The 25,078-nt window shown below is 73.1% G+C and carries 14 protein-coding genes; 6 read left to right on the top strand and 8 right to left on the bottom strand.

Annotation, left to right across the window (positions count from 1 at the left end):
* Nucleotides 1-81: 81 nt before the first annotated feature.
* On the top strand, nt 82-1,266 hold the full coding sequence (locus ADK60_RS37035; protein ID WP_053651202.1) for an MFS transporter: 1,185 nt from the start codon (nt 82-84) through the stop codon (nt 1,264-1,266).
* Between the two features lie 60 nt (nt 1,267-1,326).
* Here ADK60_RS37035 and ADK60_RS37030 read toward each other — a convergent pair whose 3' ends face one another.
* The 3 genes from ADK60_RS37030 to ADK60_RS37020 all read right to left on the bottom strand — a co-directional run bounded on the left by ADK60_RS37030 (nt 1,327) and on the right by ADK60_RS37020 (nt 5,789).
* Entirely contained in the window at nt 1,327-4,200 is a 2,874-nt protein-coding gene (locus ADK60_RS37030; protein WP_107094816.1) for an amino acid adenylation domain-containing protein, read from the bottom strand.
* 63 nt (nt 4,201-4,263) lie between these two features.
* On the bottom strand, nt 4,264-5,088 hold the full coding sequence (locus ADK60_RS37025; RefSeq protein WP_053651200.1) for an SDR family oxidoreductase: 825 nt from the start codon (nt 5,086-5,088) through the stop codon (nt 4,264-4,266).
* On the bottom strand, nt 5,085-5,789 hold the full coding sequence (locus ADK60_RS37020) for a thioesterase II family protein (protein WP_053651199.1): 705 nt from the start codon (nt 5,787-5,789) through the stop codon (nt 5,085-5,087). Before ADK60_RS37020 ends, ADK60_RS37025 begins: the two co-directional genes overlap by 4 nt.
* Before the next feature lie 704 nt (nt 5,790-6,493).
* Between ADK60_RS37020 and ADK60_RS37015 the strand changes: the two genes are divergently transcribed.
* From ADK60_RS37015 to ADK60_RS37000, 4 genes are all read left to right on the top strand, one after another.
* Entirely contained in the window at nt 6,494-9,070 is a 2,577-nt protein-coding gene (locus ADK60_RS37015; RefSeq protein ID WP_053651198.1) for a type I polyketide synthase, read from the top strand.
* Nucleotides 9,063-9,812, top strand: coding sequence for a thioesterase II family protein (locus tag ADK60_RS37010; protein WP_053651197.1), 750 nt, complete (start codon nt 9,063-9,065; stop codon nt 9,810-9,812). Before ADK60_RS37015 ends, ADK60_RS37010 begins: the two co-directional genes overlap by 8 nt.
* 107 nt (nt 9,813-9,919) lie before the next feature.
* On the top strand, nt 9,920-11,155 hold the full coding sequence (locus ADK60_RS37005) for a condensation domain-containing protein (RefSeq protein ID WP_053651196.1): 1,236 nt from the start codon (nt 9,920-9,922) through the stop codon (nt 11,153-11,155).
* Entirely contained in the window at nt 11,142-11,924 is a 783-nt protein-coding gene (locus tag ADK60_RS37000; RefSeq protein ID WP_053651195.1) for a hypothetical protein, read from the top strand. Before ADK60_RS37005 ends, ADK60_RS37000 begins: the two co-directional genes overlap by 14 nt.
* 55 nt (nt 11,925-11,979) lie before the next feature.
* Here ADK60_RS37000 and ADK60_RS36995 read toward each other — a convergent pair whose 3' ends face one another.
* The gene (locus tag ADK60_RS36995; RefSeq protein WP_053651194.1) at nt 11,980-13,743 is read right to left on the bottom strand and encodes a non-ribosomal peptide synthetase; all 1,764 of its coding nucleotides are present in this window, start codon (nt 13,741-13,743) and stop codon (nt 11,980-11,982) included.
* A gap of 331 nt (nt 13,744-14,074) precedes the next feature.
* Between ADK60_RS36995 and ADK60_RS36990 the strand changes: the two genes are divergently transcribed.
* Nucleotides 14,075-15,718: a condensation domain-containing protein gene (locus ADK60_RS36990; RefSeq protein WP_053651193.1), complete on the top strand. Its 1,644-nt coding sequence runs from the start codon at nt 14,075-14,077 to the stop codon at nt 15,716-15,718.
* A gap of 62 nt (nt 15,719-15,780) precedes the next feature.
* On the opposite strand, the gene ADK60_RS36985 is transcribed toward ADK60_RS36990, so the two are convergent.
* From ADK60_RS36985 to ADK60_RS36970, 4 genes are all read right to left on the bottom strand, one after another.
* A complete protein-coding gene (locus ADK60_RS36985; protein WP_053651192.1) occupies nt 15,781-16,776 on the bottom strand; it encodes an aldo/keto reductase in 996 nt (331 codons plus the stop codon).
* Nucleotides 16,777-17,170: 394 nt separating this feature from the next.
* A complete protein-coding gene (locus ADK60_RS36980; RefSeq protein WP_053651191.1) occupies nt 17,171-18,343 on the bottom strand; it encodes an SDR family oxidoreductase in 1,173 nt (390 codons plus the stop codon).
* Nucleotides 18,340-20,607, bottom strand: coding sequence for an SDR family NAD(P)-dependent oxidoreductase (locus ADK60_RS36975; RefSeq protein WP_053651190.1), 2,268 nt, complete (start codon nt 20,605-20,607; stop codon nt 18,340-18,342). The genes ADK60_RS36980 and ADK60_RS36975 overlap by 4 nt, the downstream gene beginning before the upstream one ends.
* A gap of 15 nt (nt 20,608-20,622) precedes the next feature.
* Nucleotides 20,623-25,065, bottom strand: coding sequence for a type I polyketide synthase (locus ADK60_RS36970; RefSeq protein ID WP_053651189.1), 4,443 nt, complete (start codon nt 25,063-25,065; stop codon nt 20,623-20,625).
* Nucleotides 25,066-25,078: the final 13 nt, after the last annotated feature.

Here is a 25,078-nt window from a genome sequence, read left to right as displayed (position 1 = left end):
GCGACAGCCACTTGGGGCGATCACAAGCTCCGTGCACGTTTTCCCGCCTAGGCTCATTCCCGGACATGAGGGAGTGAATCTGTGCGAACCGAGTTAGCACCCGAGATCGAGACCACCGACAAGCGAGCCCTCCGGCACGCGCTGCTGATCGCGCTGGCGAACGGGATCGGCTATCTGCCCTTCGCCCTGACCATCCCGATCCTGCCCGGCCACGTCACCGGCCGGCTGCACGGCGGCCCGGCCGAGGTCGGCGCGGTGATCAGCGGCTACGCGGTGACGGCGCTGCTGGCCCGCCCGGTGTCGGGCGTGCTGATGAACCGCCTCGGCACCCGGGCCCTGACCATCGGCGGAACGGTGCTGGCCGCGCTCGCCACGGTCTGCTATCCGCTCGCCGGGTCGATCACCGAACTCATCGGCCTGCGCATGCTGCTGGGCGTCGGCATGGGCGTGATGCTGGCCGCGGTCGGGGTCTGGCCGGTGCAACTTGTCGCCAAGGACCGGCAGGGTTGGGCGCTGGGCCTGGGCGGCACGGTGAACTACGTGGCCATCGGCCTGGGCGCGCCGCTGGGTTCCTTGATCGAGCACCTGGTGGGCACGGCGAGCACCTTCGTGATCTCGGGACTGATCGCCCTGCTCGTCATCCCCATCGCCCTGTACGTGCCCGAGGTGAGACTCTCCTCGACCTCGGAGCGGGCCGGTGTCGAGCAGGGCCGGGCCGCGCTGCTCGGCGTCGTCCTGCCCAGCGTCGCGCTGATCTTCACCGCGTTCGGCTTCGCGGCCGTCTCCAGCTTCGCGGTCGCGAAGTTCGACGCCCTCGGCATCGCCGGGGGAGCGGTCGTGGTCACCGCCTACTCCCTGACCGTGGTGCTGCTGAGGGTGGCGGGCAGCTGGATCCGCTGGGAGCCCACCCGACCGGTGGAGCTCGCGGGCCTGTTCCTCGTCGAGGCCCTGGGGGTCGCGCTCCTCGGGATGGCGGACGGCCTCGGCCTGGGTGTGGTCGGCGGTGTGCTCATCGGTGTGGGGATGTGGCAGATCTACCCGATGCTGGGCCTGTTCGTGGTCCGCTCGGTCAGCGAACGCCGGCGCGCCACGGCGCTGTCGACCTTCGGTGCCTGCTTCACGGTCGGCCTCGCCGCCGGCAGCGGCTCCCTCGGACTGGTCGCCGGGGCCGCGGGGTACCGGACGATGTTCCTCGTCTGCGCGGCCTGTGTCGGCCTGGGCCTGCTGGTGGCCGTGGCCGCGGCCCGGGCGGCCCGGATCGACTGACCCCGCCGGCTCCGGGTCGGTGCCGGCGGGGTCGGTGCGCGTCGGGTCAGCCGGCCGGGGTCACCGGTCGGCCCCGGCGAGCTGTCGGACGTACTCGACGAACTGCGCCGCCGTCGAGTGCTCGTAGAGCTGCTTCGGTGACACCCTCGGCAGGTCCCGTTCCCGCATCGCGGCGAGGACCCGGACGACCAGCAAGGAGTTCCCGCCCAGGGTGAAGAAGTTGTCCTGCGGGCCCACCGGGGTGTTGAGGAACTTGCTCCAGATGCCCAGGATGTCGTCGGCGATTCCACCGGAGGCGGACGGCTCCGGGGCCTCGGGGACCCGCCCGGTGTCGGGCGGCACGAGGGCGGAGCCGCCGCGCGGATCGGGCAGGCCGGAGACGTCCGGCTTCCCGTTGATCGTGAGCGGGATCCCGGCGACCGCGGTGATCGTCGTGGGCATCATGTAGTCGGGGAGTTTTGCCTTGGCGTGCGCGAGCACCTCCGCCGGGTCCGCGGCGCGCCCCGCGACGGTTTCCAGGACGACGTAGGCGTCGATCCGGCTGCTCGCCGGATCGTCCGGCTCGTCCCGGTTGACCACGACGGCTGCGGCGGTCACCCGGGGCGCGCCCAGCAGCACCGTGCGGATCTCGTCCAGTTCGATGCGGTGCCCGCGCACCTTGACCTGGTTGTCCAGTCGGCCGAGGTGGTCGAGGCGGCCGTCGGGGTGCAGCCGCCCCTTGTCACCGCTGCGGTAGACCCGTTCACCGGTCGCCCCGTCGAGGACGAACCGCTGCCCGGTCAGCTCGGGCAGGCCGAGGTAGCGGTCGGCCACGCCCGCGCCGCCGACGTAGATCTCACCCGGGACACCGGGCGGCAGGACCCGGCCCCGCTCGTCCCGGACGGACACCGACCACCCCGGCAGCGGTCGGCCGACCGACCGCGACCCCGCCGCGACCTCCCGCGGGGTCACCGTCTGGGCGGTCACGTGCACGGTGGTCTCGGTGATGCCGAACATGTTGACCACCCGGCAGTCGGAGACCGGGTGCCGGGCGAACCAGGGGGCCAGCATGCGTACGTCGAGCGGTTCGCCGCCGAAGACGACCAGCCGCAGGGCCAGCTCTCCCCGGACACGCTGATCGGTGCGGACGAGCTGCGCGAACGCCGACGGCGTCTGGTTCAGCACCGTGACGCGCTGCTCGGCCAGCAGGTCGTAGAACTCCTCGGTGTCACGGGTGGTCCAGTAGGGCACGACGACGAGGCGGCCGCCGGTGAGCAGGCAACCCCAGATCTCCCACACGGAGAAGTCGAAGGCGCTGGAGTGGAACAGTGTCCAGGTGTCGTCCGGGCCGAGCGCGAAGTCCTCGGCGGTCGCCCGCAGCAGCGCCAGCACATTGCGGTGCGGCACGACGACGCCCTTGGGCGTGCCGGTGGAGCCGGAGGTGTAGATCACGTAGGCGGGGCCGTCGCCCTCGTCGCCACTCCCGTCGGAAGGGCTTCCGCCGGTGGTTGCCCGGTCGGCTCCGAGCTTCGTCAGCGCGGCCGGGGTCAGCAGCCGGACCCCGGGGACCGACGGGAACTCCGCCGCGGAGGTGACCACGACGGGCACCTCCGCGTTCTGCGTGGTGAAGCGCAGGCGCTGCGCCGGGTAGCGCGGATCCATCGGCACGTACGCGCAGCCCGCCTTGAGCACGCCGAGCAGGGTGACCACCAGTTCGGCGTCCCGCTCCAGGCAGACACCGATCAGGCTGCCCGGCGGGACGTCCAGCGCGGACAGGCCCGCCGCCACCGCGTCCGCCCGGTCGTTCAGCTGCCGGTAGGTCAGCCGGTCGCCGTCGGCCAGCAACGCCACGGCGTCCGGCCGTGCGGCGGCCACCTGCTCGAAGGCACGGTCGATCCGCCCCCGCACGGGCGCCGTGCCGGCCGCCCCGCCCGCCCGCAGGATCGCCTCGCGTTCGGCGGGCGGCACCAGTTCCAGGTCGGCCAGGGGCCGTTCCCCGGAGCCGTGCGCCAACTGGCCGGCCAGATGCGCCACGTGCGCGCAGAAGCGCTGCGCGACGGCGGCGTCCACGCTGCCCCGGTCGAACCGGCAGGTCGCGTGGGAGGCGCCCCGGTCCAGCTGGACGGTGAGCGGGAAGACCGGGGCGAGGGCGGCGGTGTAGTGGCCGTCCTCGAAGGCCGGGCCCAGGATTACCCCGACCGCGGGCGGTTCCTGTGCTGTGGCCAGCGTGACCGGCATGGCTGGCGTCACCGGCTCCGGGTCGAACCGGTGGAGGAACTCCGCGCCGGAGCAGTCCGGGTGCTCCTCCACCGCGTGGACCCGGACGATGTCGCCGGTGTCGGCGCCGGTGCCGTCGCCCAGGTCCAGCACGCCGAGCTCGGCGCGGTTCCCGCCGCCGTAGCGGCTCAGGGCCAGGGCGATCGCGGGCAGGAAGAGCCCTTCGGCCTGTGCGCCGAGGCCGCTGAGATCGATCCGCGCGCTGCCGACGATCCCGCGCAGCTCCGGGTCGCCCAGGCCCCATTCGGGCCCGCGGCGCGGCGCGGGGCCCGGCGCGGGGCCCGGCCGGCCGGCGCTTGCGGGCCGGGGCAGTACGCCGGGCAGCACGCCGCCCTCCTCGGCCGGCCCGCCCAATGCCCGCCGACCGATCCGCCGCAGCGCGGCCGGCGGGACCGTCGCGCGGACGGCCACCAGGACCAGGTCCGCCGCTCCGTCGGTGTACCACAGGACCACCGCCCGCAGCGGAGGGCCGTCCCGGTGGATCGGCCGCAGGGACTCGGCGCGTCTGCGCTCCTCGGCCATCGGCTCGTCCGCGCCGGCCGGTACCGAGGTCTGCCAGAGCCGGACCGGATCGGGCGTCGCTCCGGACAGCAGGTGCTGCGGATCCGCGCCGGCGGGGAGCCGCAGCACGAGGCTGTGACACCCGGCGGCGGGCTCGTCGATCGTCGATGTCGTCACGGGGGCCTCCTGGTCATCGGGAGTCATCGGGAGTGGTCCGGAGTGGTCCGGAGTCGTCCGCCGTCATCGGGACGTGAAGCCGCCGTCCACGGTCAGTACGCTGCCGGTGACCTGACGGGAATCGTCCGCCGCCAGCCACAGGGCCGCGCCCGCGATGTCGGAGGGCTCGATCAGCGCGTTCATCGGCTGGTCCCGGACGAAGATCTGCTCGTGCTCGGCGACCGGGACCTCCAGGGACCGGGCGATCTCGGCGAGCATCCGGCCCTCCAGCACCGGATCGTCCCGGACCGACCCGGGGCAGAGCGCGTTCACCCGTACCCGCATCGGGGCGTAGTCGAGCGCCGCGGCCCTGGTCAGTCCGATCAGCCCGTGCTTGGCCGCGACGTAGCTCGCGAAGTGCCGGTACCCGACCGTGCCCGCGGTCGAGGACACGTTGATGATGCTGCCGGCCCGGCGCTCGACCATCACCGGTGCGACCGCCTTCATCATCCGCCAGGCGCCGGAGAGGTCGACGTCGAGCATGAGCGACCACTCGCGCTCGGTGATGTCGTGGGCGATCTTCCCGGAGGGCGAGGCGATTCCGGCGTTGTTGACCAGGACGTCCACCGTGCCGAACCGGTCGAGTGCCCGGTCGACCGCCGCCGCGCACTGCCGGGCGTCCCGTACGTCGACGGCGGTGGTCACGGTCGCGGCGCCCGCGCGTTCGCACAGGGCGGCCGTGTGTGCCAACTGGCCGGTCGATCCGAGCGGATAGGGCACATCGGGGAGGTCCCGGGTGATGTCCAGCAGGAGCAGGTCGGCTCCCTCCTCGGCGAACCTGAGCGCGCAGGCACGGCCGAGGCCGCGGGCCGCGCCGGTGACGATCACGGTCTTGCCGGTCAGCCTCACCTGGTGCTCGCGGCCGTCAGGCGCAGCAGCCGTTCCGGATCGTCGACCAAGTACATGTGGCCGCCGGGGAGTTCACGGTAGGAGAACGGACCGCTCGTCGCCCCGGCCCACTGTTCGGCCTGCGCGCGGGAGACGAGTTCGTCCTGCTCGCCGCGCAGGGCGGTGATCGGCACGGAGAGTGGCTCGGTGCCGCTCGGCCGGTAGTTCTCGTGCATCTCGACGTCGGCGCGGAGGATCGGGAGCAGGACCTCGACGAGTTCGGGGTCGTCGAAGGCCGCGTGCCGGTAGCCGGCGAACCGTTGCACCCCGGCGATGAACTCCTCGTCGGCCAGGCCGGTGGCCCGCTCGGTCCGTCCGTCCTGCGGCCCCGGTGATCCACTGACGAACAGGTGGCGCAGTCCGGGGTGGCCGATCCGTTCGAGCTCCCTGGCGATCTCGTAGGCGAGCACCGCGCCGAGGCTGTGCCCGAACAGGGCGAGGTCCGCCCGGTCCCCGGCGTCGGCCAGGATCCTCGGTGTCAGCTCGGTGACGGCGTCGGCGACCTCGGCGAACGGGTCGTCCAGGAATCGTTCCTCGCGCCCCGGCAGCTGGACCGGAAGCAGTGTGACATCCGGTATTCCCAGCTTTTCCCATTCCCGGAAGAAACCGGCGCCGCTGCCCGCGAAAGGCAGGCAGACGAGAATCGGCTGTGGTGCACTCATGGGTCCTCATCCTTCTTCGTCATTCACGAAGTTTCCTGATAACCAAAGTCCCGGTGCCGCTCGGCAGCGTAACCCACGGACGGCTCCACCGACCACGATCCGTAGGTGCTGGTGGCCGGTATTCGATGGCAGCTGTCGGTCCGTGGCACCGGTCGGGGGTTCGCCGAACGGACTGCCGGTCCGGTGCCGCCGGCACTCGGGCTACCCATCACCCGGCCCCCCGCAAACCTCGGCTCCCGCCCGTGTGTTCACCCGAGATCACCACTTGTTGGAGTGTCGACGAACCGCCCCCCGCGTCATCCCGCTCGGTGTTCGGCCAGCTCAGCCCTTCCGTCCGGGAGGGTCGCAGCCGGAGGACGCTGTCTCACGTGGTGCCGGGCCCTCCGCCGTCCGCCGCCCGGCGGGAAATGCGGAGGGGGCAATCGAATCGGCCCCGCCGCTGCTCGGATCCACCGCCGACTTCCTGCCGGAGGCGCCACGTGAGACATTGTCAAATACGTGATGGGACGGCGGACAAACGGTGATGGCGCTTGTTCCCGCCGGAGCCGGCGTGCTTATACTCGCGGTTATGGTGGATCACCACGGAGTGCATCGGGAAAGCTTCCAGGGTTTACAGGATTTATCGGACCGGGTGGTGTGATGACTTCTTCGCGCTGGGCGATATTCACTGATCATGAAAACGGGCACGGTCGGAGTGTGAGGCGATGAGCATCCGCCAGCCCCCAGTCACCCGGACCGAGCGGATACTCGCCGACATCTGGTGCGATGTGCTCGAACTCGACGAGGTCGGGGTACTCGACAACTTCTTCGAAGTCGGCGGGTACTCGATGCTCATGCAGCTGGTACGGGCGCAGATCGCGGAGCGTACGGGTGTCCGTCCGACCTTGCCCGAACTGTTCATCCACTCCACGATCCGGTCGTGCGCCGCTTTCCTCGACGGATCGGCCACGGGTGGATCGGGCCCGGGCGGTTCGGCGAAGGGCGGTACGGCGAAGGGCGGTACGGCCACCGCCGGTACGACCATCCGGCAGGACAAAGGTCCCTTGGCAGAAGGCAGTTCGGGCCGCGACACGTTCCGTGACACGGACATCGCCGTCATCGGACTGGCCTGCCGCTTTCCGGACGCGGTGGACGCCGACCAGTTCTGGGACAACCTCGTGTCCGGCGTGGACAGCATCAGCCGCTTCCCCCCGAAGAGCATCCCCGGCCCCGGCGGCGGAAAGCGCGAGTACGTTCCCGCGCGCGGACTGCTCCACGAGCCGGAATGGTTCGACGCGGGCTACTTCGGCTACACCCCGCGCGAGGCCCTGCTCACCGACCCCCAGCACCGGGTCCTGCTGGAGTGCGCGGTCGAGGCGATCGAGGGCGCCGGCTACGACCCGGACCGGTTCCCGGGCCTGATCGGCATCTACGCCGGGTGCAGCCTGTCCTCCTACACGGAGACCCTGCGGGCCAGGCAGCAGGAGGACCGGTCGATCACCACCTGGGACATCCTGATGGGCACCACCAGCGACTACCTGGCCAGTCGCATCGCCTACAAGCTGGGGCTGCGCGGGCCGACCGCCAATGTGCAGGCGGCGTGCGCGACTTCGCTGTACGCGGTGCACTTCGCCGCCCGGGCCCTGCTCGCCGGGGAGTGCGATCTCGCGCTGGCGGGCGGCAGTTCGGTGCGGCTGCCGGCCGAGCTGGACAACTACCGGGTCGGCGGGATCACCTCGCCGTCCGGTGTCTGCAGCCCGTTCGACACGGCCGCGGACGGGGTGGTCGGTGGCCAGGGGTGCGGGATCACCGTGCTGAAGCGGCTGTCCGAGGCCGTCGCCGACGGCGACCACATCCATGCCGTGCTCCGCGGTTCCGCGGTGAACAACGACGGCCGGGACCGTGCGGGGTTCACCGCGCCGGGAGTCCGGGGGCAGGTCGAGGTGGTCAGGGCCGCCCAGCGCGCCGCGGGCGTCACGCCCGCGTCCATCACCTACGTCGAGGCGCACGGCACCGGCACCCGGGTCGGGGACCCGATCGAGGTCGCCGGGCTGAACCAGGCGTTCGACGACGGGAAGCCCCGCGAGGAGCCGTGCCTGCTCGGCTCGGTGAAGGGCAACATCGGGCACCTCGATGCCGCCGCCGGCATCGCCGGGTTCATCAAGACGGTGCTCGCCGTGGAACGCGGGACCCTCCCGCCGAGCCTGCACTACTCCGTGCCGAACCCCGACATCGACTTCGCGGCGGGCCCCTTCGTGGTGGTCACCGGGCCCACGCCGTGGGCGCCCGTCGGGCAACCGCGCCGCGCCGGTCTCACCGCCCGAGGTCTCGGCGGCAACAACGCGCACATCGTGCTGGAGCAGCCGCCCGCACCGCTGCCGCGCGCCGGGACCGAGGACCACCAGGTGCTGGTGCTGTCCGCGCACACCCCGGCCGCCCTGGACGAGCTGACGGCCCGGATCGCCGACCGGCTGGCCGACCGTCCGGACCTCGAACTGCGGGACGTGGCCTGGACCTTGCAGGTCGGCAGGCGGCTGCACGGGTACCGCCGGTACGCGGTGGTGCGCGACCGGCAGGACGCCCTGCGGGTGCTCCGCGGGGGCGCCCCGGAGTGGCTGGTCAGTGGTGACCACGCCAGGGACGGGCGGGCCGTGGCGCTGCTGGTGCCGCGGACGGTGGACGCCGAGCTGGTGCGGCACTGGCAGGCCCTCGGCCCGGTCCCGGACCTCACGCTGGGCCCGGACAGCGACGATGCCGCGATCGGCTCCGCACTGGACACCCCCGGCCGGGTGTTCCTGGACCTCGGCGACCCGGCTGCGGCCGCACGGCTGCGGGAGCATCCGCGGTGGACGCCGGAGCACATCGTCGTCACGGTCACCGATCCCCTGGCGGCACTCGGCGAGCTGTGGCTCGCCGGGCTGCCGATCGACTGGGCCGCCGCGCGCACGGAGCCGGCGCGCAGGGTGCCCCTGCCCGGCTATCCGTTCCAGCGGCAGCCCTACCTGCTGGAGGCGGGACCCGCCGTGCAGCCGTCCTCGTCCGCCCCCGAGGCCGGGCCGAACACGGAGCGGACGGTGTCGATGCTGTTCACCGAGATGCTCGGTCTGCCGGAGGTCGACCCGGAGGACAGCTTCTTCGACCTCGGCGGGGACTCGCTGGTGGCGAACGAGCTGGTGGGCAGGCTCGAACAGCTGCTGCCGGTGCGGCTGGAGGTTCGGGCGATGTACGACGCGCCGTCGGTGCGGGAGTTCACCGCCCTGGTCGAGGAGCAGCTGCGCGGCGCGGCGGTGCGCCATGACTGAGATCCGGGTGATCGAACGCCCCGCGCCGGCCACCGCCGTGGCCACCCTGTACTGCTTCCCGCACGCGGGCGGCGCGGCCGGGGAGTACGCGCGCTGGGCGGCGTACACACCCGGTCTGCGACTGGTGGCCGTCCAGCCTCCGGGCCGGGCGCACAACCTCGGTGCGCAGGCGTTCACCGCTATGCCGGAGCTGGTGCGCGAGATCCTCGCGAAGGTGCGGTTCACCCCGCCGTTCGCCCTGTTCGGCCACAGCCTCGGCGCGCTCGTCGCGTTCGAGGTGGCCAAGGCCCTGGGCACGAGCCCGACCCGGCTCTTCGTCTCCTCCTGCCCGCCTCCGCCGCTGGCCGTGTCGGACCCGCCGCTGCACCTGCTGGACGATCCCGGGCTGCACGCCGAGATCGAACGGCGCTGGGGCCCGCTGCCCGCGGCCACCGGAGCCGACCGGGACCTGCTCACCGCCGCGCTGGCCTGCTACCGCGCGGACCTCCAGGTGCTGGAGACCTACGAGCACGTGCCCGGCTCCCGGCTGGGGTGTCCCGTCACCGCGCTCGCCGGTGCGGGGGAGCCGAAGCGCGAGGAGTGGACGGCAGGCTGGCAGGACCTCACCGACGGGGCGTTCGCCTCGCACGAGCGGGCGGGAGGCCACTTCCACACCCGGGACGACCTCGACGGCCTCGGCAGGCTGCTCGGCGACACGGTGCGCGCCGACCTGATCCGGGCCGAGCGCAGTACCACCAGGTGAGAGCGGTGCGGGGCCGCGCCGGCGGGGGATGCCGCCCGCCGGCGCGGCCCCGCGCGGGTTGCCCAGGGGGACCAGACGTGGGAAGACGACACCGTGGAGGCCGAACCGTGCACCGGAGCATCACCAGGACCTACCTCAAGCACTACGCGAACGTCCACCGGGGAGCCGCCGGGCTGGTGCCGCTCACCGGCGCGCAGCGGAGGTTCCACCACACCAGGTCCGCCGATCCGCACGAACGGGTGAGGATCCTGCCGGTCTTCCTGGAGTTCCCGCCCGGCCTGCTGCAGACCGGCCGGCTGGAGCGGGCGGCCCGGTCGGTCCTGCGGCGGCACCCGGCCCTGCGCGGGGCGGCGGAGACGGTCGACGGGGTGCCGCTGCTGCGGATCGGTCCGGTCCCCGAGGGGCCGCTGGTGCGGGAGACCGCGGCCCCGGACGCCGACGCCGCCGCGTGGGCGGCACTGGAGGACTGGTCCGCAGGGCACGGACCGTTCCGGCTGGTCCTGGCCAGGGACGACCGGCGGGACCTGCTCGCCATCGGGTTCGACCACCTGGTCTGCGACGGCGAGTCCACCGGCCTGGTACTGGACGAGCTGATGTCCGCCTACCGGAGCGGCGAGGAGGTACCGGAGTCCGCGGCCGCCGGCGAACTGTCCCGCTACCGGGAGGCGGTGGAGCGGCAGCTGGCCCGCGAGCACGAGGCCAGCGGGCCGGAGGCGCTGGCGCACTGGACCTCCCGGGTGCGCGACGCCGGGCCCGGCCGGTGGGGCCGGGAGCCGGGCGAACGCGGCGGGCAGGCCACGGCCTGGCAGCGCGTCGCGCTGCCGGGACCGGCCACGGACCGGCCCTTCGCGGCGCTGCTGGCCGCCTGCCACACGGCGCTGACCCGGACGCCGGGCACCGCGCCGGTCGCCTACACCTGGGGAAGCCCGGACGGGGCGGGTGTGGTCGGCTGCTTCATCAACACGGTGCTGGCCAACCCGCAGGGCGAAGGCGTGCGCGAGAGCTGGTGGGAGGACCTCGAGTTCGTCGACACCCCGTTCGACGAGGTCGTCCGGGCCGCCCGGGCGAGCCGCGCGCCGTGGACCGGCCACCTCGACCTCGTGCTGACCCTCATCGATCTCACCCGCCGCCCGGCACCGGTGCTGGACGGCGTGCCCGGCCGGTTCAGGTACCCGCCGGGCAGCCGGATGGAGGACCCGGTGATCGTCACCGCCGTCCACGAGGGGACGGAGCTGTCGTTGCGCGTCGACCACGATCCCCTGATCGTCCCCGCCGCCGACGCGACCGCGATCGCCGACGCGCTCGGCGCGTCCTTCACGGAGGCCGGCCGTGTCGCGGGCTGAACCCGCCGCCCGTTCGGTACTGATCAGCCTCGACGGGCGGTCACCGGCCGTGGAACTGCCGGACGGGGACAGCGTGCGGTTCGGGTGGCGGGCCGGGGAGATCGCCGTCGGCACCGACCGGGCGCTGACCGCGGGCCGGATCGACGCGTTCGGCGACTACTGGCTGATGTCGAACTCCGGCACGGCGGGCACCTACTGCGTGGAGAACCTGGAGGGGGCGGGGGAGTACGTGAAGGTGCGGGCCGGCCGGGCCGGGGTGCCGATCCCCTTCGAGCTGAGCCGGGTGACGCTGACCGTGGGGGCGGGGAGCAACAGCTTCACCGTCTATGCCCCGGAACACCGGCCCACCGCCCAGCCGGACGGCGGCGGGATCCCGTTGCTCGACGAGGAGAGCCGGTACTTCCAGGTGCTGGTCTGCCTGTGCGAACCGAGGCTGCTGGACTGCGGCGCGGCGGCGGTGCCGACACCGGCGCAGGTCGCGGCCCGGCTGTCCGCCGCGGGCGTGCCGCTCGGCCGGTCGGCGGTCAACTACCACATCGACTACCTGGTCAAGAAGCTCGGGACGGCGGCCCCGCGCGGGATGACCCGGGCGTGGAAGCGGGACACGGTGGTGACGCTGGCGTTGAAGTTCGACCTGGTGCGTCCCGAGCATCTCGGCCTCGTCCCCGGACGGGTGCCCGGACGGATTCCGGGGCGGGTTCCGGGGCGGGTTCCGGGACGCTTCGCAGGAGGTGCGGACCGGGCCGCCCGTCCGGCGCTCCACGTCTGACGGCCCGGCCCGGCCCGCTCAGCTGCCCGCTCACCTGCCTGCTCACCTGCCCCGCTCACCGGCTCCCGGCGGCGGCGACGATCCTGGTGACCTCCTCGGCGAACTCACCCAGGGTCGTCTTCTCGAACATGATCCGCGGGGGCACGCGGTGACCGAGCTCCGCGCGGATCCGGCCGACCGCCTGGACCGCGAGCAGCGAGTGCCCGCCGCGCTCGAAGAAGTCGTCGTCCTCGCGGAGTTCGATTCCGCCGAGGAGCTGGGACCACACCCGTCGGACCACCTCCCGCACCGGGTCCTCGTCCTCGGCGGGTGCCGGGCCGTCCGCGCTGTCCTTGCCGTCCGCGCCGTCCGCCACCTCCGTGATGCGTGCGGAGTGCAGGGCGCGCAGGGCCGCGAGATCGACCTTCCCCCGCTCGGTCACCGGCAGCCGGTCCACGAACACGATCACGTTGGGGACCATGTGGCCCGGCAGCCTGCCCCGCAGGTGGGCATGGATCCCGTCCGCCGATCGCCGGTCCGGCGCGGCCACCACGAACCCGGCGAGCGCGTGGCCCTGGGGCAGGACCGCGCAGTCCTGGACGTCGGGATGCGCGCGCAGGGCGGACATCACCTCCCCGATCTCGACCCGGTGTCCGTTGACCTGGACCTGGTCGTCGTCCCGGCCGAGGAACTCCAGCGGGCCCGAGGGCGTCGTCCGGACCCGGTCACCGGACCGGAACACCCGGCCGAGGCCCGGCAACCGGACGAAACGCTCCTCCGTGAGCGCGGCATCGCCGAGGTAGCCGCGCGCCACGCAGGCGCCGCCGATCAGCAACTCCCCGTCCGGCGAGACGTGCAGCTCCGCCCCGGTGACGCCCTGGCCGATCGGTACGTCCGGCCCGGTGTCCGTGGCGGCGTCGAACTCGTGGTAACTGACCGCCACGGCCGCCTCGGTCGGTCCGTACCGGTTGAACAGCCTGACCCCGGGCAGCAGTTCGACGATGCGGCGGGCCACGGGGGTCGGCAGCCGGTCCCCGCCGCTGATCAGGTAGCGCAGGCCGGTGGCCTTCCGGAACTCCGGCTCGTCGAGCAGGAGCGACAGCATCGCCGGGGGGAGCCGGACCGCCGTGATCCCGTGTTCGACGAGGGCGGTGGCGATGGCGAGCGGGTCCTGGTGGTCGCCCTCGGCGACCGAGACCACCGTGGCGCCCGCACCGAGCGGCCAGAAGAAGTCGGTGAGCGAGGCGTCGAAGGTGTAGGGCGCCACCTGCAACAGCCGGTCACCGGGCCCGAGCGGCAGCCGCTCGGCGAGCCACTCCAGGTGCGGGGCGAGATTGCGGTGCTCGACCACCACACCCTTGGGCGTGCCGGACGATCCGGAGGTGTAGAGGACGTAGGCGGGATCGTCCGGGGCGCCGACAGCCGTCGGTCCGGCCTCCCGTACCCCCTCCTCCTCGATGTGCACCTGGAGCGTGCGGACACCGCCGCCGTCCCCGAACCGGGCGGCGGTCGCGTCGTGCACCAGTACCGCGGCCGGTGCGCAGTCGGCGAGGATCCGGGCCAGCCGCGGCGCCGGCTCCTGCAGGCCGAGCGGCACGAACGCCGCACCCGCCCGCAGGACACCGAGCACGGCGACCGCCATGTCGGCCCCGCGTTCCAGGAACAGCGCGACCCGCGTGCCGGGGCCGGCTCCCGCGTCGAGCAGACGCCTCGCGAGCCGCCCGGACCGCTCGATCAACTCCCGGTGGCTCAAAGGCCGTCCGGCACTGTCGAGCCAGGCCGTGGCCGCCGCCGGCGCCCCCTCGAGAACCCGGGTGTGCAACAGGTCGTGGTCCGACATCCTCGTCCCCCCGCGGTCGGGTCGCTCACAGAGGTTCGATCCGATCACAGCTCCGGGGCCGCGTCATCCTGTCGAACGTCAGGGGTGGTCGACTGCCGGCCAGGTATCGCTCAGACCGTGTCGCGCCCCTGTCCGGGCGGTAGCCTGACCGAAGGACGGGCAGATGCCCCGCACGACCGCATCGGCGCGCGACCGCATCGGCGCGCGAGCGCACCGCGGCGGGGATTCCTGGACGGGGCCGCGTGCGCCGCCGGCCCGGCCGCCGGGCCTGCCGGTGAACGGATCACCCGCACAGGTCTCTCACGCCGCGAGATGAGGGGACGCCACACCCATGGACTCCGTGCCGAACACCCCGCCGGGCCAGCTGCGCCGGATGGCCGCCGTGTGGGAACAGGTCCTGAAGAAGGGCGGGATCGGGCCGGACGACTCGTTCTTCACCCTGGGCGGGCAGTCCGTGATGGCCGGCACCCTGGTGCGCGCGGCGGGGGAGCGGTTCGGGGTGCGGATCCCGATCCGGACGCTGTTCGAGTACTCCCGGCTGGGCGAGTTCACCGACCACGTCGTGGGGTTGGCACCGCCCGCAGCGCTTCCCGCAGCGCCGCCCACGACACCGCTGCCGGAACGCGCCGCCCTGGCCGTCCCGCTGGCCGTCCCCCTGGAGATGACGGCGTTCCAACGGCGGATCTGGCTCGCCGAGCAGATCGATCCGAGCGTACGCAACCACGTACCGCTCGCCTGGTCGGTGGCGGGCCGGCTGGACCCCGACCGGCTGTGGGTCGCACTCGGCCGGCTGGTGGCCGAGCACGAGATCCTGCGCACCCGGTTCGTCGACGAGGACGGCGGGTGGTCCGTGCAACTGCGCGAACCCTGGCTGCCGCCGTTGGAACTGCTCGACCTCGGCGACGCCCCCGACACCGCCACCCACATTCCCGACGGCATTCCCGACGGCATACCCGACGGTATTCCCGACGGTGTGACGGAATGGCTGGAAGCCGCCCTGCGCCTGCCGTTCGACCTGGAGTCCGGACAGCTGCTGCGCGCCGCCCTGGGCGAGTTCGCCGACGGCCGGCAGGTGCTGCTGCTCTGCGTGCACCACCTGGTGATCGACGGGGAGTCGATACCGGTCCTGCTCGCGGAACTCGACCGCTACTGCGCGACCCCGGACCGGGCGCGACCGGTCGTCCAGTACCGCGAATTCGCCGCCCACCAGCGGGAGCAGCGGGACAGCGCCTCCTGGCACACCGATCTGGCGTACTGGGAGTCGGCCCTGGAGGGAGCGTCCGCGGACACGCCGCTGCCCGCGCCGGACCGGCCGGAGCCGAACGGAGCGTTCCGACTGCCCCTGCCCGCAGGGCTGCTGGACTCGCTGCGCGCGGTGCAGTCCGAGCACGGCGTCAGCTGGTTCATGGTGGCCGCCACCGCGCTGGCGGTGTCCCTGCACCGGTGGACCGGCGTCGACGACGTCACCTTCGGGTCCCCGACGGCGAACCGCAACCACCCCCGGTTCGCCGAACTGTTCGGCCCGAGCCTCAACACGGCGGTGCTCCGCTCCGGGGTGACCGCGGACAGCACCGTGCTGGACGTACTGCTGCGGATGCGCCGCGAGGCCCTGGGTGCGCTGGAGCACCAGGCCGTCGAGTTCGACGACGTGCTCAACCGGCTGAAGCCCGCCCGGCGGTTCGGATACACCCCCTACGTGAACGTCACGCTGAACATGAACCTGCTGGACGACCACGCCGCGGTCCTGGACGGGACGCGGCTGACACCGCTACTGATCGACGAACTGCGCAGCGACTACGCCAAGTTCGGCCTGACGGTGACCATGGTGCAACTGGACGGCCAACTGATCGGCCTGGTGTCCCACCGCGGGGACCAGCTCGGGGCCGAAGGTGCCCGGGGCCTGGCCGAGCACCTCGCCGGCCTGCTGACCCGGTTCCCCGAGGCCCTGAACGAACCGGTCCTGCCGCGGGGTTGAGCCGACACGACGACGGGTGCGGGTGGCGGCAGCGCCGCCACCCGCCCCGTCACGGCGACCGCTCAGTGCTGGCCGGGCAGTTCGGTGATCGGGTGTCCGGAGACCTCGTGCGGCTGGTACGGCTCCTCGAGGAAATTGATCTCGTCGGCGTCGAGTTCCACGTCCAGCGAGTCGATGGCGTCCTGGAGATGGCTCATCTTCGTGGCGCCGACAATGGGCGAGGTGACCGCCGGCTTGGAGAGCAACCACGCCAGCGCGAGCTGTGCCATCGGCAGTTCACGTTTGGCGGCCAATTGTCCGAGCCGGTCGACGATTTCTCGGTCGTTGTCCCGGTAGAGAATTTTGCCGAACTCGTCGGTCTCGCTCCGGGTACTGACGCTGTCCCATTTCCGCGCGAGCCGCCCCCGGGCCAGTGGACTCCAGGGAATGACGCCGACGCCCTGGTCCTCGCACAGTGGCATCATTTCCCGCTCTTCCTCGCGGTAGATGAGGTTGTAGTGGTTCTGCATGGTGCTGAAACGCGTCCAGCCGTTTCGCTCCGCGGTGTACTGGGCTTTGGCGAACTGCCAGGCCCACATCGACGATGCGCCGATGTGCAGCGCCTTTCCCGCCTTCACCACATCGTGCAGCGCCTCCATGGTGACCTCGATCGGCGTCACCGGGTCCCACCGGTGGATCTGGTAGAGGTCGACGTAGTCGGTGCCGAGCCTGCGCAGACTGTTGTCGATCTCGGCCATGATCGCCTTGCGGGACAGCCCCACACCGTTCGGCCCGGGCCGCGTCCGTCCATTGACCTTGCTCGTCAGCACGATCTCGTCACGACGGCCGTATTCCCGGAGAATCTGACCGACGATCCGCTCACTGCTCCCGGCGGAGTAGACGTTCGCGGTGTCCACGAAGTTCACCCCGGACTCCAGGGCGTGCAGCATCATGGGCCGGGCCTGGTCGAGGTCCAGGGTCCAGCCGTGGACGCCCTTGCCGGGTGTTCCGAAACTCAGGGCACCCAGGCAGATCCGCGACACATCCATGCCGGTCGAGCCCAGCTTGACGTACTTCAAGATGTTCCTCCTACGACGGGATCAGTGGCGGAACGAACAACACTTCATGGTGGCAAGGCCGCAGACTTCCCCGCAAGGCTTCGAGCGATTCCGGCCGACCATGCCACCCCCTTTCGCGTAAAGCCGCCCGAAGCCACGAAACCGGTCCGCCCGATTTCCCTCCATTCCCTTCACAAGGAATCCGGGACGTCACCCATCCGGACGGACGCGACCGTCGACGACCTGTGCGCGTTCGGCGGGGCGTGGTACGAGTGGGGACGGACCCAGGGCGTCCACGGCTGGATCACCTACCGCAACAAGTTCCTCGGCACCGGACACCGGGGCCGAGCGGGTCACGCCGGAACCCGCCGACGCGTCGGCGTCCGGCGGGCCCTCGTCCGTGAGTGGCGGGACGCTACCGAGTCGCGCCGCCGGTGACCGGGACGGCTCGACCGCCGGAGGAGGAAGCGAGTTCCTCGTCCCGACGCAGTGGGACGGTCGCTTCGGCGAAGCGGTCGAAGTAGGCGCCGTCGAGGGGAGGCGGGGTCATGCCTGCTGCCCGGAGGGCGTCCCAGGTGGCCGTGCTGCCGATCCGGGGCGGGCAGTACCGCGGGTCGGGCGGGACGAGGTAGCGGCCGATTTCGCGCAGGGCGACCATCGGCAGCACCTCGGCGTCGGCGGCATTGCCCTCGACCTGGTCCCACCAGGTGCCGGCCGGGACCGGGGTGAGACGGTGTCCGGCGCGGCGCAGCGAATCGAAGAGGCCGGCCAGCGGGAGCGGGTCGGGCCGGGTGAGGTGGAAGACCCTTCCGGGGGTGTCGGGACGTACGGCCAGCAGCGCCACGGCGCGGGCGACCACGTCCACACTGTCGGCGGGGATCACGTCGGGGGCCTCGGGGGCGAGGCCGAGGGAGATCGCGGCTCGCACGATGGGGAGGAGCAGGTCGGACGTGGAGGTCCTGCCGGTCCGCGAGTGCGCCATGACCAGGCCGGGCCGGTAGATCGCCACGGGTAGGCCCCGCCCGGCGGCGGCGCGCAGGGCCTGTTCGGCGGCGGCCTTGCTGGCCGGGTACCCGAAGCCGCCGGTGGTGTCGGCCGACGGCTGGGTGCTCTCGTCCACTTCGGCGAGCCCGATCCGCTGTGCCGCGACCAGCACGCCGATGGTGGACACGTGGTGGAAGGCGGGCGCTCTGCCGGTCAGGGCGGCGGACCGTTCCGCGAGTGCGATCAGGCCGCCGGTGGCGGTGAGGTTGGCGGCGGCGAGGTCGTCGTAGTCGGCGGCGAGATTCACCTTCGCCGCGCAGTGGATCACCGTGTCGATGTTCTCGGCGAGCACGTCGAGGTCGTCGGGGTCCATGCCGAGCCCGGGTTCCTCCAGGTCGCAGGCGTGGACGAGCACCCGCTGCCGGCCCGCGGGCATGTCCTCGACGGTGCGCAGGCGTTGCTCGAGGCGTGCCCGGGCGGACTCGTTGTCGTGGGCCCGCACGAGGCAGTGGACGGTCACGGCGGTGTGGTTGAGCAGCGCGGCGCACACATGGCCGCCGAGGCTGCCGGTCGCCCCTGTGAGCAGGACGGCGCGGGCGGTCATGACCTCACCCCGTTCGCGGTGACGGAGGCGGCGAGTGCCTTGAGGCTCCTGGCCCGCAGGACTGCGGTGGGAGCGATGTCCTGCTGGTGGTGGCGCCGCAGCCTGGCGGCGATCTCGGCCGCCATCAGGGAGTCGACGCCGAGCCGGTCGAGGGGCCTGGTGCGGTCGATCCGGTCGGCGGGCAGTCCGAGGACGGCCCCGATGTGTTCGGCGAGCCGGTTCTCGAAGTCGTCGGGTGTGTCCGGCCCCTGTGAGGTCGTCGCTACGGTCGTCGGTGCGGGTGCGGGCGTCGCCACGGGCACGGGCACGGGCGCCGGTGCCGGTACCGGCGGTCGTGCCGGGACGGCCTGGGTGGGTGCTGCCGGCTCCGGCGGCCGCTCGGTGAGTACCCGGGGCGCCGGGACCGGCTGGGTCGGGGCGTTGCCGAGGAGTTCGCTGAGCAGCGGATCTTGCGCGTCGCGCGGGTAGGCATCGGCGTAGGTGTCCCAGTCGGCGGGGAGGCAGGAGATCCGGCCCTGCTGGGACAGGACGGCGGCGAACAGGTCCGGCGCGTCCTTGGGGCGCAGGGCCGTCATGCCGGCCGGTCGTACGTCGTGGCCGGTGGCCGTGCTGAGGCGGTGGGCCAGTCCGGTTTCCGCCCAGTAGCCCCAGTTCACCACGGTGGTCGGCAGGCCGGTGGAGTTGCGGTGCGCCGCGAGGGCGTCGAGGAAGGCGTTGCCCGCGGCGTAGGCGGCCAGTCGGCTGGAGGGGGTCAGCCCGGCCAGGGTCGAGGCGGCGGAGGAGAACAGCAGCAGGAAGTCGAGCGGCCGGTCGGTGAAGAGGCGGTGCAGCACCCAGCTGCCGGCGACCTTCGGGAGCACGGCCGCGTCGATCTGCCGGGGTGTCAGGTCGAGCGCCAGCGAGGGTTCGAGGACGGCCGCGGCGTGGGCCACGCCCGCCACGGCGGGCAGGCCGCGCTGTTCGCGTTGCTCCAGGAGCCGGCGCATGGCCGCTTCGTCGGACACGTCGGCCGTCGCGTACTCGGCTTCGGCGCCGGCTGCGGTGAGGCGGTCGATCAGGTCCTGGTCGCAGGACGGCGAGCGGCCGGTGAGCAGGATGTGGCGGGCGCCCTGGTCGACGAGCCACTGCGCGAACAGGGCGCCGACTCCCTGGCGGCCACCGGTGACGAGGTAGGTGGAGTCGGCGCGGATGCCTCCCGCCGGGCGGGCCGGGGTGGTGCTCGGGGCCGGCGGTTCGGCGGCGGGCACAGCCCGCCGGACGGGGGTGGCCCGCCGGACGGGGGTGGCGGTCATCCGCAGGACGAGTTTGCCGAGGTGTTCGGCGCGGGCCATCAGCTGGAAGGCGGTCTGCGCGTCCCTGGCGGGCAGGACGCGGGTGCGGGGCGGGGAGAACTCGGCGGACGCGAGGCGGTCCACGACGGTCCCGAGCAGCTCGCCCAGCTCCTCCGGTTCGTGGTCGACGATCTGCCGGAGATCGCCCGAGAGGTAGCTGCGGCCATCGGCAAGGTAGTCCATCGGCAGGGGCAGCCCCTGCCGGATGTCGCCGAGGGCCACGTTGACGTAGCGGCCCAGCGGGTTGAGGACGGCGAAGTTCGCTTTCAGCGCCTCGGCTCCGGCCAGGGTGTTGAGGACGACCTCGACCCCGGTGTCGGCGAAGGCCTCGGCGAAGGCGGTGTCCCGGGAGTGGGCGACGCGGGTGGCGCCCAACTCCAGGAGCAGGGAGCGCTTCTCCGGTGTCCCGGCGGTGGCGTAGACGGTGGCGCCGCGCTTGAGCGCGAGCTCCAGGGCCGCCAGTCCGAGGCCCCCGGTGGCCGAGTGGAGGAGCACCCGTTCCCCGGCCCGCAGCCGGGCGACTTCGGTGAGCGCGTAGTGGGCCGTGGACCAGGAGACCAGTGCGGCCGCGGCCTCGGCAGGAGTGAGGGTGGGGGGCCTGGGGAACACCCAGCGGGCGTCGGTGACGACGTGGGTGCTGAGGGCGCCGAAGGCGCAGGCCATGACCTCCTCCCCGGGGTGCAGACCGGTCACGTCGGAGCCGGTCCTGACGATCGTGCCGGCGCACTCGTAGCCGAGGGCGCCCTGGTTCCGGTTCCAGCCCTCCTCGGGCCGGAGGACGGTCAGCACGTCGCGGAAGTTGACACTGGCGTGGCTGACGGCGATCTCCACGGTGCCCGGGCCGGGTTCGGTGCGTCGGGTCGGGGTGAGTGCGAGTCCGGCGATACCCCCGGCAGTGGTGAGGGAGAAGGCGCCGGTGTGCTGGGTGGTCATGATGGCCTCCTGTGGTCAAAGGGCCGTTGCGGGTGCCGCCGAGCGGACCAGGCGGGCGGCCAGCGGTCGGCCGTCGCGTACCGCGATCCGGCTCTCGTCGCCCGCCCGGCTCAGCAGGCCGACCAGTCGGCCGGCGTCGGGTCCGGACTCCTCGAGGTCGACGAGGGTGACCGGGAACTGGGGGATCTCCAGCGCGAGGGTCTGGGCGAAGCCCCACCGGGCGGCCTGCCACGGGGCCGGGCAGGTGTCGCGCGGGAGGGCCTGCTGTGCGCCGCGGGTGAGCAGGAACAGCCGAGTGCCCTCCGGCTGCGGAACGTTCCTGAAGGCCCGGGCCAACGGGAGCAGCGAGGCGCAGGACTCGGTCACGTTCCACTGGACCTCGCGGGCCGAGGCGTGCTCGTCCGTACTGTCGACCAGGGCCCAGAGGTCGACCACCGCGCGCAGTGGCCCGGTCCGGCCCGCGGCCTCCAGGAGCCTGGCCAGATCGTCCGGGGAGCCCGGGTCGACGCTGTAGCGGCCCGGCCCCTCGGGGGCGAAGCCGGTTCCCTGGCGGGCGACGGTGACGGCGCAGCCCTGGTCGGCCAGCGCGCTCGCGATCGCGGCGTCCAGCGGGTCACCCGCCGACAGCAGCAGCCAGGAGCCGGTGGCCGCGGCGGTGTCCGGTACCGGCAGCGGACGCCACTCGACGGAGTGGGCCCACTCGTCGGCGGGCGGGACCGGCGGGTGGTCCTCGGTGGCCGAGGGCTCGGGGTACGGCTCCGGGGACTGCCCGAGGGGGTGGGCGCGGACGCCTTCGAGTTCGGCGGCCACCTGGCCCTGTCCGTCCACGAGGAGCACGTCGGTACGTGTTCCGTCCGATCCGTCGGTGCTGTGTGTCCTGGCGTGCGCCCACCATTCACCGGAGGTGAAGGGGGCGTGGATGCGCAGCCGGTCGATTCCCGCCAGGACGAAGCCGCGGGTGCCGGGGTCGTGCGGCCGCAACGACGCCGCGGTCTGGAGGGCGGCGTCCAGGGTCGCGGGATGCAGGCCGGGCCACTGGGCGCGGGCGGGCCTGATCCGTGCCAGGGCCTCGTCACCGGTGTGCCAGAGTTCGGCGATCGCCCGGAACTCGCCCAGCCAGGCGTTGCCGGCGCGGCTGTGGCTCCGGTAGAAGTGCTCGCCCGCCTCCCAGGCCCATTCCTCCCGCTCGCACCGGGCGCGCAGTCCGGCCGGGTCCACCGCCGGCGGCAGGCTCCGGGGTGCGGCGCGGTGGGTGGTGGCGTGGACGGTCCAGTGTTCGGACCGGTCGGGCCGGGCTGCCACCGTGAGGTTCTCCCCGTCGGCAGCCACCTTGATCTCCAGGCTCCCCAGCGCGTCGGCCTCCAGCAGCAGCAGGGCGTCCAGGGTGATCGCCCGCAGCTCCATGGGGTGGGCGCCGTCGTTGGCCGCCGTGTGGAGGAGTTCGAGCAGGGCCGCGGCGGGCATCACCGGGCGGCCGGACACCCGGTGGTCGAGCAGGAACACCGTGCGCTCCGGGTCGGGGCGGCCGGCCCGGCCCGTCCCGTCGGTGCGTTGCGCGACCAGCGGATGCGGCTGCCCGCCGTCGTGCGAGGGTTCGGGCGCGGGCTCCGCCGGATGCTCGGGCGGTGCGTCGTCCGCCGGGCGGTCGCTCTGTTCGCCCGCCGCGGGGTCCCGGGTGGCGGGCCCGGCCTCGCCGAGGGCGGGCCAGGGGCAGTCGGGTGCCTGGTGCCAGTGGTGGTCGCGCTGCCACGGGTACTGCGGCAGGCCGTCCACGAAGGCGTCGCCGAGCACCCGGTGCCAGTCGGGGTCGTACCCGGCGCAGTACAGCTCGGCGAGCGAGGTGTGCAGGGTCGCCAGCTCCGGTTCCGCCCGCCGCAGCGAGGCGGCCACCAGGGACTGCGCGCCCGTCGCCGCTCTGAGCGCCGAGCCGAGCACGGGATGCGGTGCGACCTGGAGGAACACCGGGGGTCGCTGGTCGTCGTCGGCGAGCAGCGCGGCCAGGGTGTCGGACAGCAGCACGGGTTCGCGGACGTTGCGCCACCAGTAGTCGCCGGTCAGGATCCGGCCCTGCACGGGCAGTCCGGTCACCGTCGAGTACATCGGTACCCGGCAGGGGGAGGGGCTGAAGCCCGCCATCCGTTCCAGGAACGGATCGCGGACCATGTCGATGGCGGGGCTGTGCGCGGCGTACCGCACGGAGACGGCCAGGCAGGTGATCCCGAGTTCGCCGCAGGTGGCGGTGATGCGGTCGAGCTGGTCGGGTTCGCAGGCGAGGACCGTGGTGGTCGGGCTCTCCAGGACCGCGACCGAGGCCTGGGCCTCCGCTCTGGCGAGCAGTCCGGGAACGTCCTGGTGCGGCAGGGAGATCCGGCACATCCGTCCTTCGGGCGCGAGTTCCTCGATCAGCGCCGCACGCACGCAGGCGATCCGACCGGCCTGTTCGGTGGTCAGGGCGCCGGCGCAGCAGGCGGCCGCGATCTCACCCTGGCTGTGCCCGATGACGGCGTCCGGCTCGACGCCCCAGGACCGCCAGTGGGCGGTCAGGGCCATGCCCATGGCCCACAGTCCGGGCTGGATCCTGGAGGTGCGATCCATCCAGGTGTGGTCGTCACCGTTCAGGGCGGCGATGACGGACCAGCCGGTGTTCTCGCGGATGACGGCGTCGCACTCCTCCAGGGTTCGGCGGAACGGGCCGCCGAGCCGGAACAGCTCGCGGCCCATGCCCGCCCACTGGGCGCCCTGGCCGGGGTAGACGAACACGACGCGGGGCCGCTCGCCGCCGGTGTCCAGCTGTGTGGCGAGGTCCGGGTGTCCCTCGCCGTCCAGGTGTGCGCGCAGGGCGGCGGCGAGGTCCTGCGCCGAGGCGCCCCGCACGGCCAGCCGCCGGTCGTGGTGGTCGCGCCGGGTCGCGGCCGCCGCAGCGGTCGCGGGCGCGGGCAGCCCGGCGTCGAGCCGGTCGGCGTAGGCCCCGGCGAGGTCCCGGAGCGCGTCGTCGGAGCGTGCGGACAGCGGCAGCAGTACCGATGCCGGGTCCGGGTCGGCGGTTGCGCCCACCGGGTGCGCGGGCGACGGCTCCGGCGGCCCGGTGAGCACGGCATGGACGCAGGTCCCGGTGAGCCCGAAGCTGTTCACCCCCGCGAACAGGGGCCCGTGGGCGGCGAGGGCCTCGGGGGCGCGCGGCACGGTGAGCGCCGAATCGTCGCGGACCAGAGCCGGACGGGGAGTGCTGAGCCAGGGATTGCCCGGGACGACGCGGTGCTCCAGGCTGAGCACCGCCTTGATGAGCCCCACGACACCGGCGGCGCTCTCGGTGTGCCCCACGCACACCTTCGCCGAACCGACCAGGCACCGGTCCCCGGAACGGGGGCCCAGTACGCCTTGCAGCGCTTCGAGTTCGATACCGTCGCCGACGGCCGTCCCGGTGCCGTGTGCCTCGACGAAGGCGACCTCGCGCGGGTCGACCCCGGCGCTCGCATAGGCCTTGAGCAGCAGTGCCTGCTGCGCTGCGGTGTCCGGGGTCGCCATACCGCCGGGCACGTGCCCGTCGTTGCCGATGGCGCTGCCGAGGATCACCGCGCGCACCCGGTCCCCGTCGGCCAGCGCCCGCCCGAGGGGCTTGAGCAGCACCATGCCGGCCGCCTCGCCGCGCACGTAGCCGTCGGCCGAGGCGTCGGCGAACTTGCAGCGGCCGTCGGGGCTGAGCGCGCCGGCCCGGCCCAGCGTCAGGCTGTTGAACGGAGTGAGGACGACGTTGACACCACCGGCCAGCGCCAGGTCGCACTCGCCCGACCGCAGGCTCTGGCAGGCCAGGTGGACCGCCGCGAGCGAGGAGGAACAGGCGGTGTCCAGGGTGAGCGACGGGCCCTGGAGGTCGAAGGCGTACGAGATCCGGCCCGACAGCGTGCTGCGGGTGCAGCCGAGTTCGGTGTACAGGTCGAGGCTCTCCGGGTCGCCGATCTGCCGCAGCCAGTAGTCGCCGTTGAAGCTGCCGACGTACACCCCGACGCACTCGGTCGTGTCGACGAGGGGCACGCCCGCGTCCTGGGCGGCCTCGTACGCGGTCTCCAGCAGAAGGCGCAGCTGCGGGTCCGCCTTGCGGGCCTCGCGCGGCGACATCCCGAAGAAGCCGGCGTCGAACAGGTCGAGCCCGGGAAGGAAACCGCCCCGGTCCGAGGGGAGACGGTGGTCCGCGTCGGCGGCGGTGGCCGGCTCGTCGAGCCAGGCGCGGTCGGGCGGTGCCGTGCTCACACCGTCGCGTCCCTCGACCAGCAGGTCCCAGAACGCCTGCGGGTCCGCTGCTCCCGGGAAGCGTCCGGCAAGGCCGACGACCGCGATCGGTGCGTGGGCGGGGTCGGTGCCGGGCCTCGTCGGAAGCCCGGCGGATTCGGCCGACGCGCCGGCGGAACGCGCGTCCTGACCGTTGGTCACGGTGACAGGTCGGTGGTTCGTGGTGTTCATCGGACTCGTTTCC

This window comes from Streptomyces sp. XY431 (assembly GCF_001279805.1).
GTDB classification, from domain to species: Bacteria; Actinomycetota; Actinomycetes; order Streptomycetales; family Streptomycetaceae; genus Kitasatospora; species Kitasatospora purpeofusca.
Note: the sequence above shows the minus strand (reverse complement) of the source record. Positions and strands in the feature narration are given on the sequence as shown.

Coding starts and splice junctions, on each gene's coding strand:
- ADK60_RS36980 (WP_053651191.1), bottom strand. CDS start 18,343: ATGACCGCCCGCGCCGTCCTGCTCACAGGGGCGACCGGCAGCCTCGGC.
- ADK60_RS37020 (WP_053651199.1), bottom strand. CDS start 5,789: ATGAGTGCACCACAGCCGATTCTCGTCTGCCTGCCTTTCGCGGGCAGC.
- ADK60_RS36995 (WP_053651194.1), bottom strand. CDS start 13,743: ATGTCGGACCACGACCTGTTGCACACCCGGGTTCTCGAGGGGGCGCCG.
- ADK60_RS37015 (WP_053651198.1), top strand. CDS start 6,494: ATGAGCATCCGCCAGCCCCCAGTCACCCGGACCGAGCGGATACTCGCC.
- ADK60_RS37010 (WP_053651197.1), top strand. CDS start 9,063: ATGACTGAGATCCGGGTGATCGAACGCCCCGCGCCGGCCACCGCCGTG.
- ADK60_RS36990 (WP_053651193.1), top strand. CDS start 14,075: ATGGACTCCGTGCCGAACACCCCGCCGGGCCAGCTGCGCCGGATGGCC.
- ADK60_RS36975 (WP_053651190.1), bottom strand. CDS start 20,607: ATGACCACCCAGCACACCGGCGCCTTCTCCCTCACCACTGCCGGGGGT.
- ADK60_RS36970 (WP_053651189.1), bottom strand. CDS start 25,065: ATGAACACCACGAACCACCGACCTGTCACCGTGACCAACGGTCAGGAC.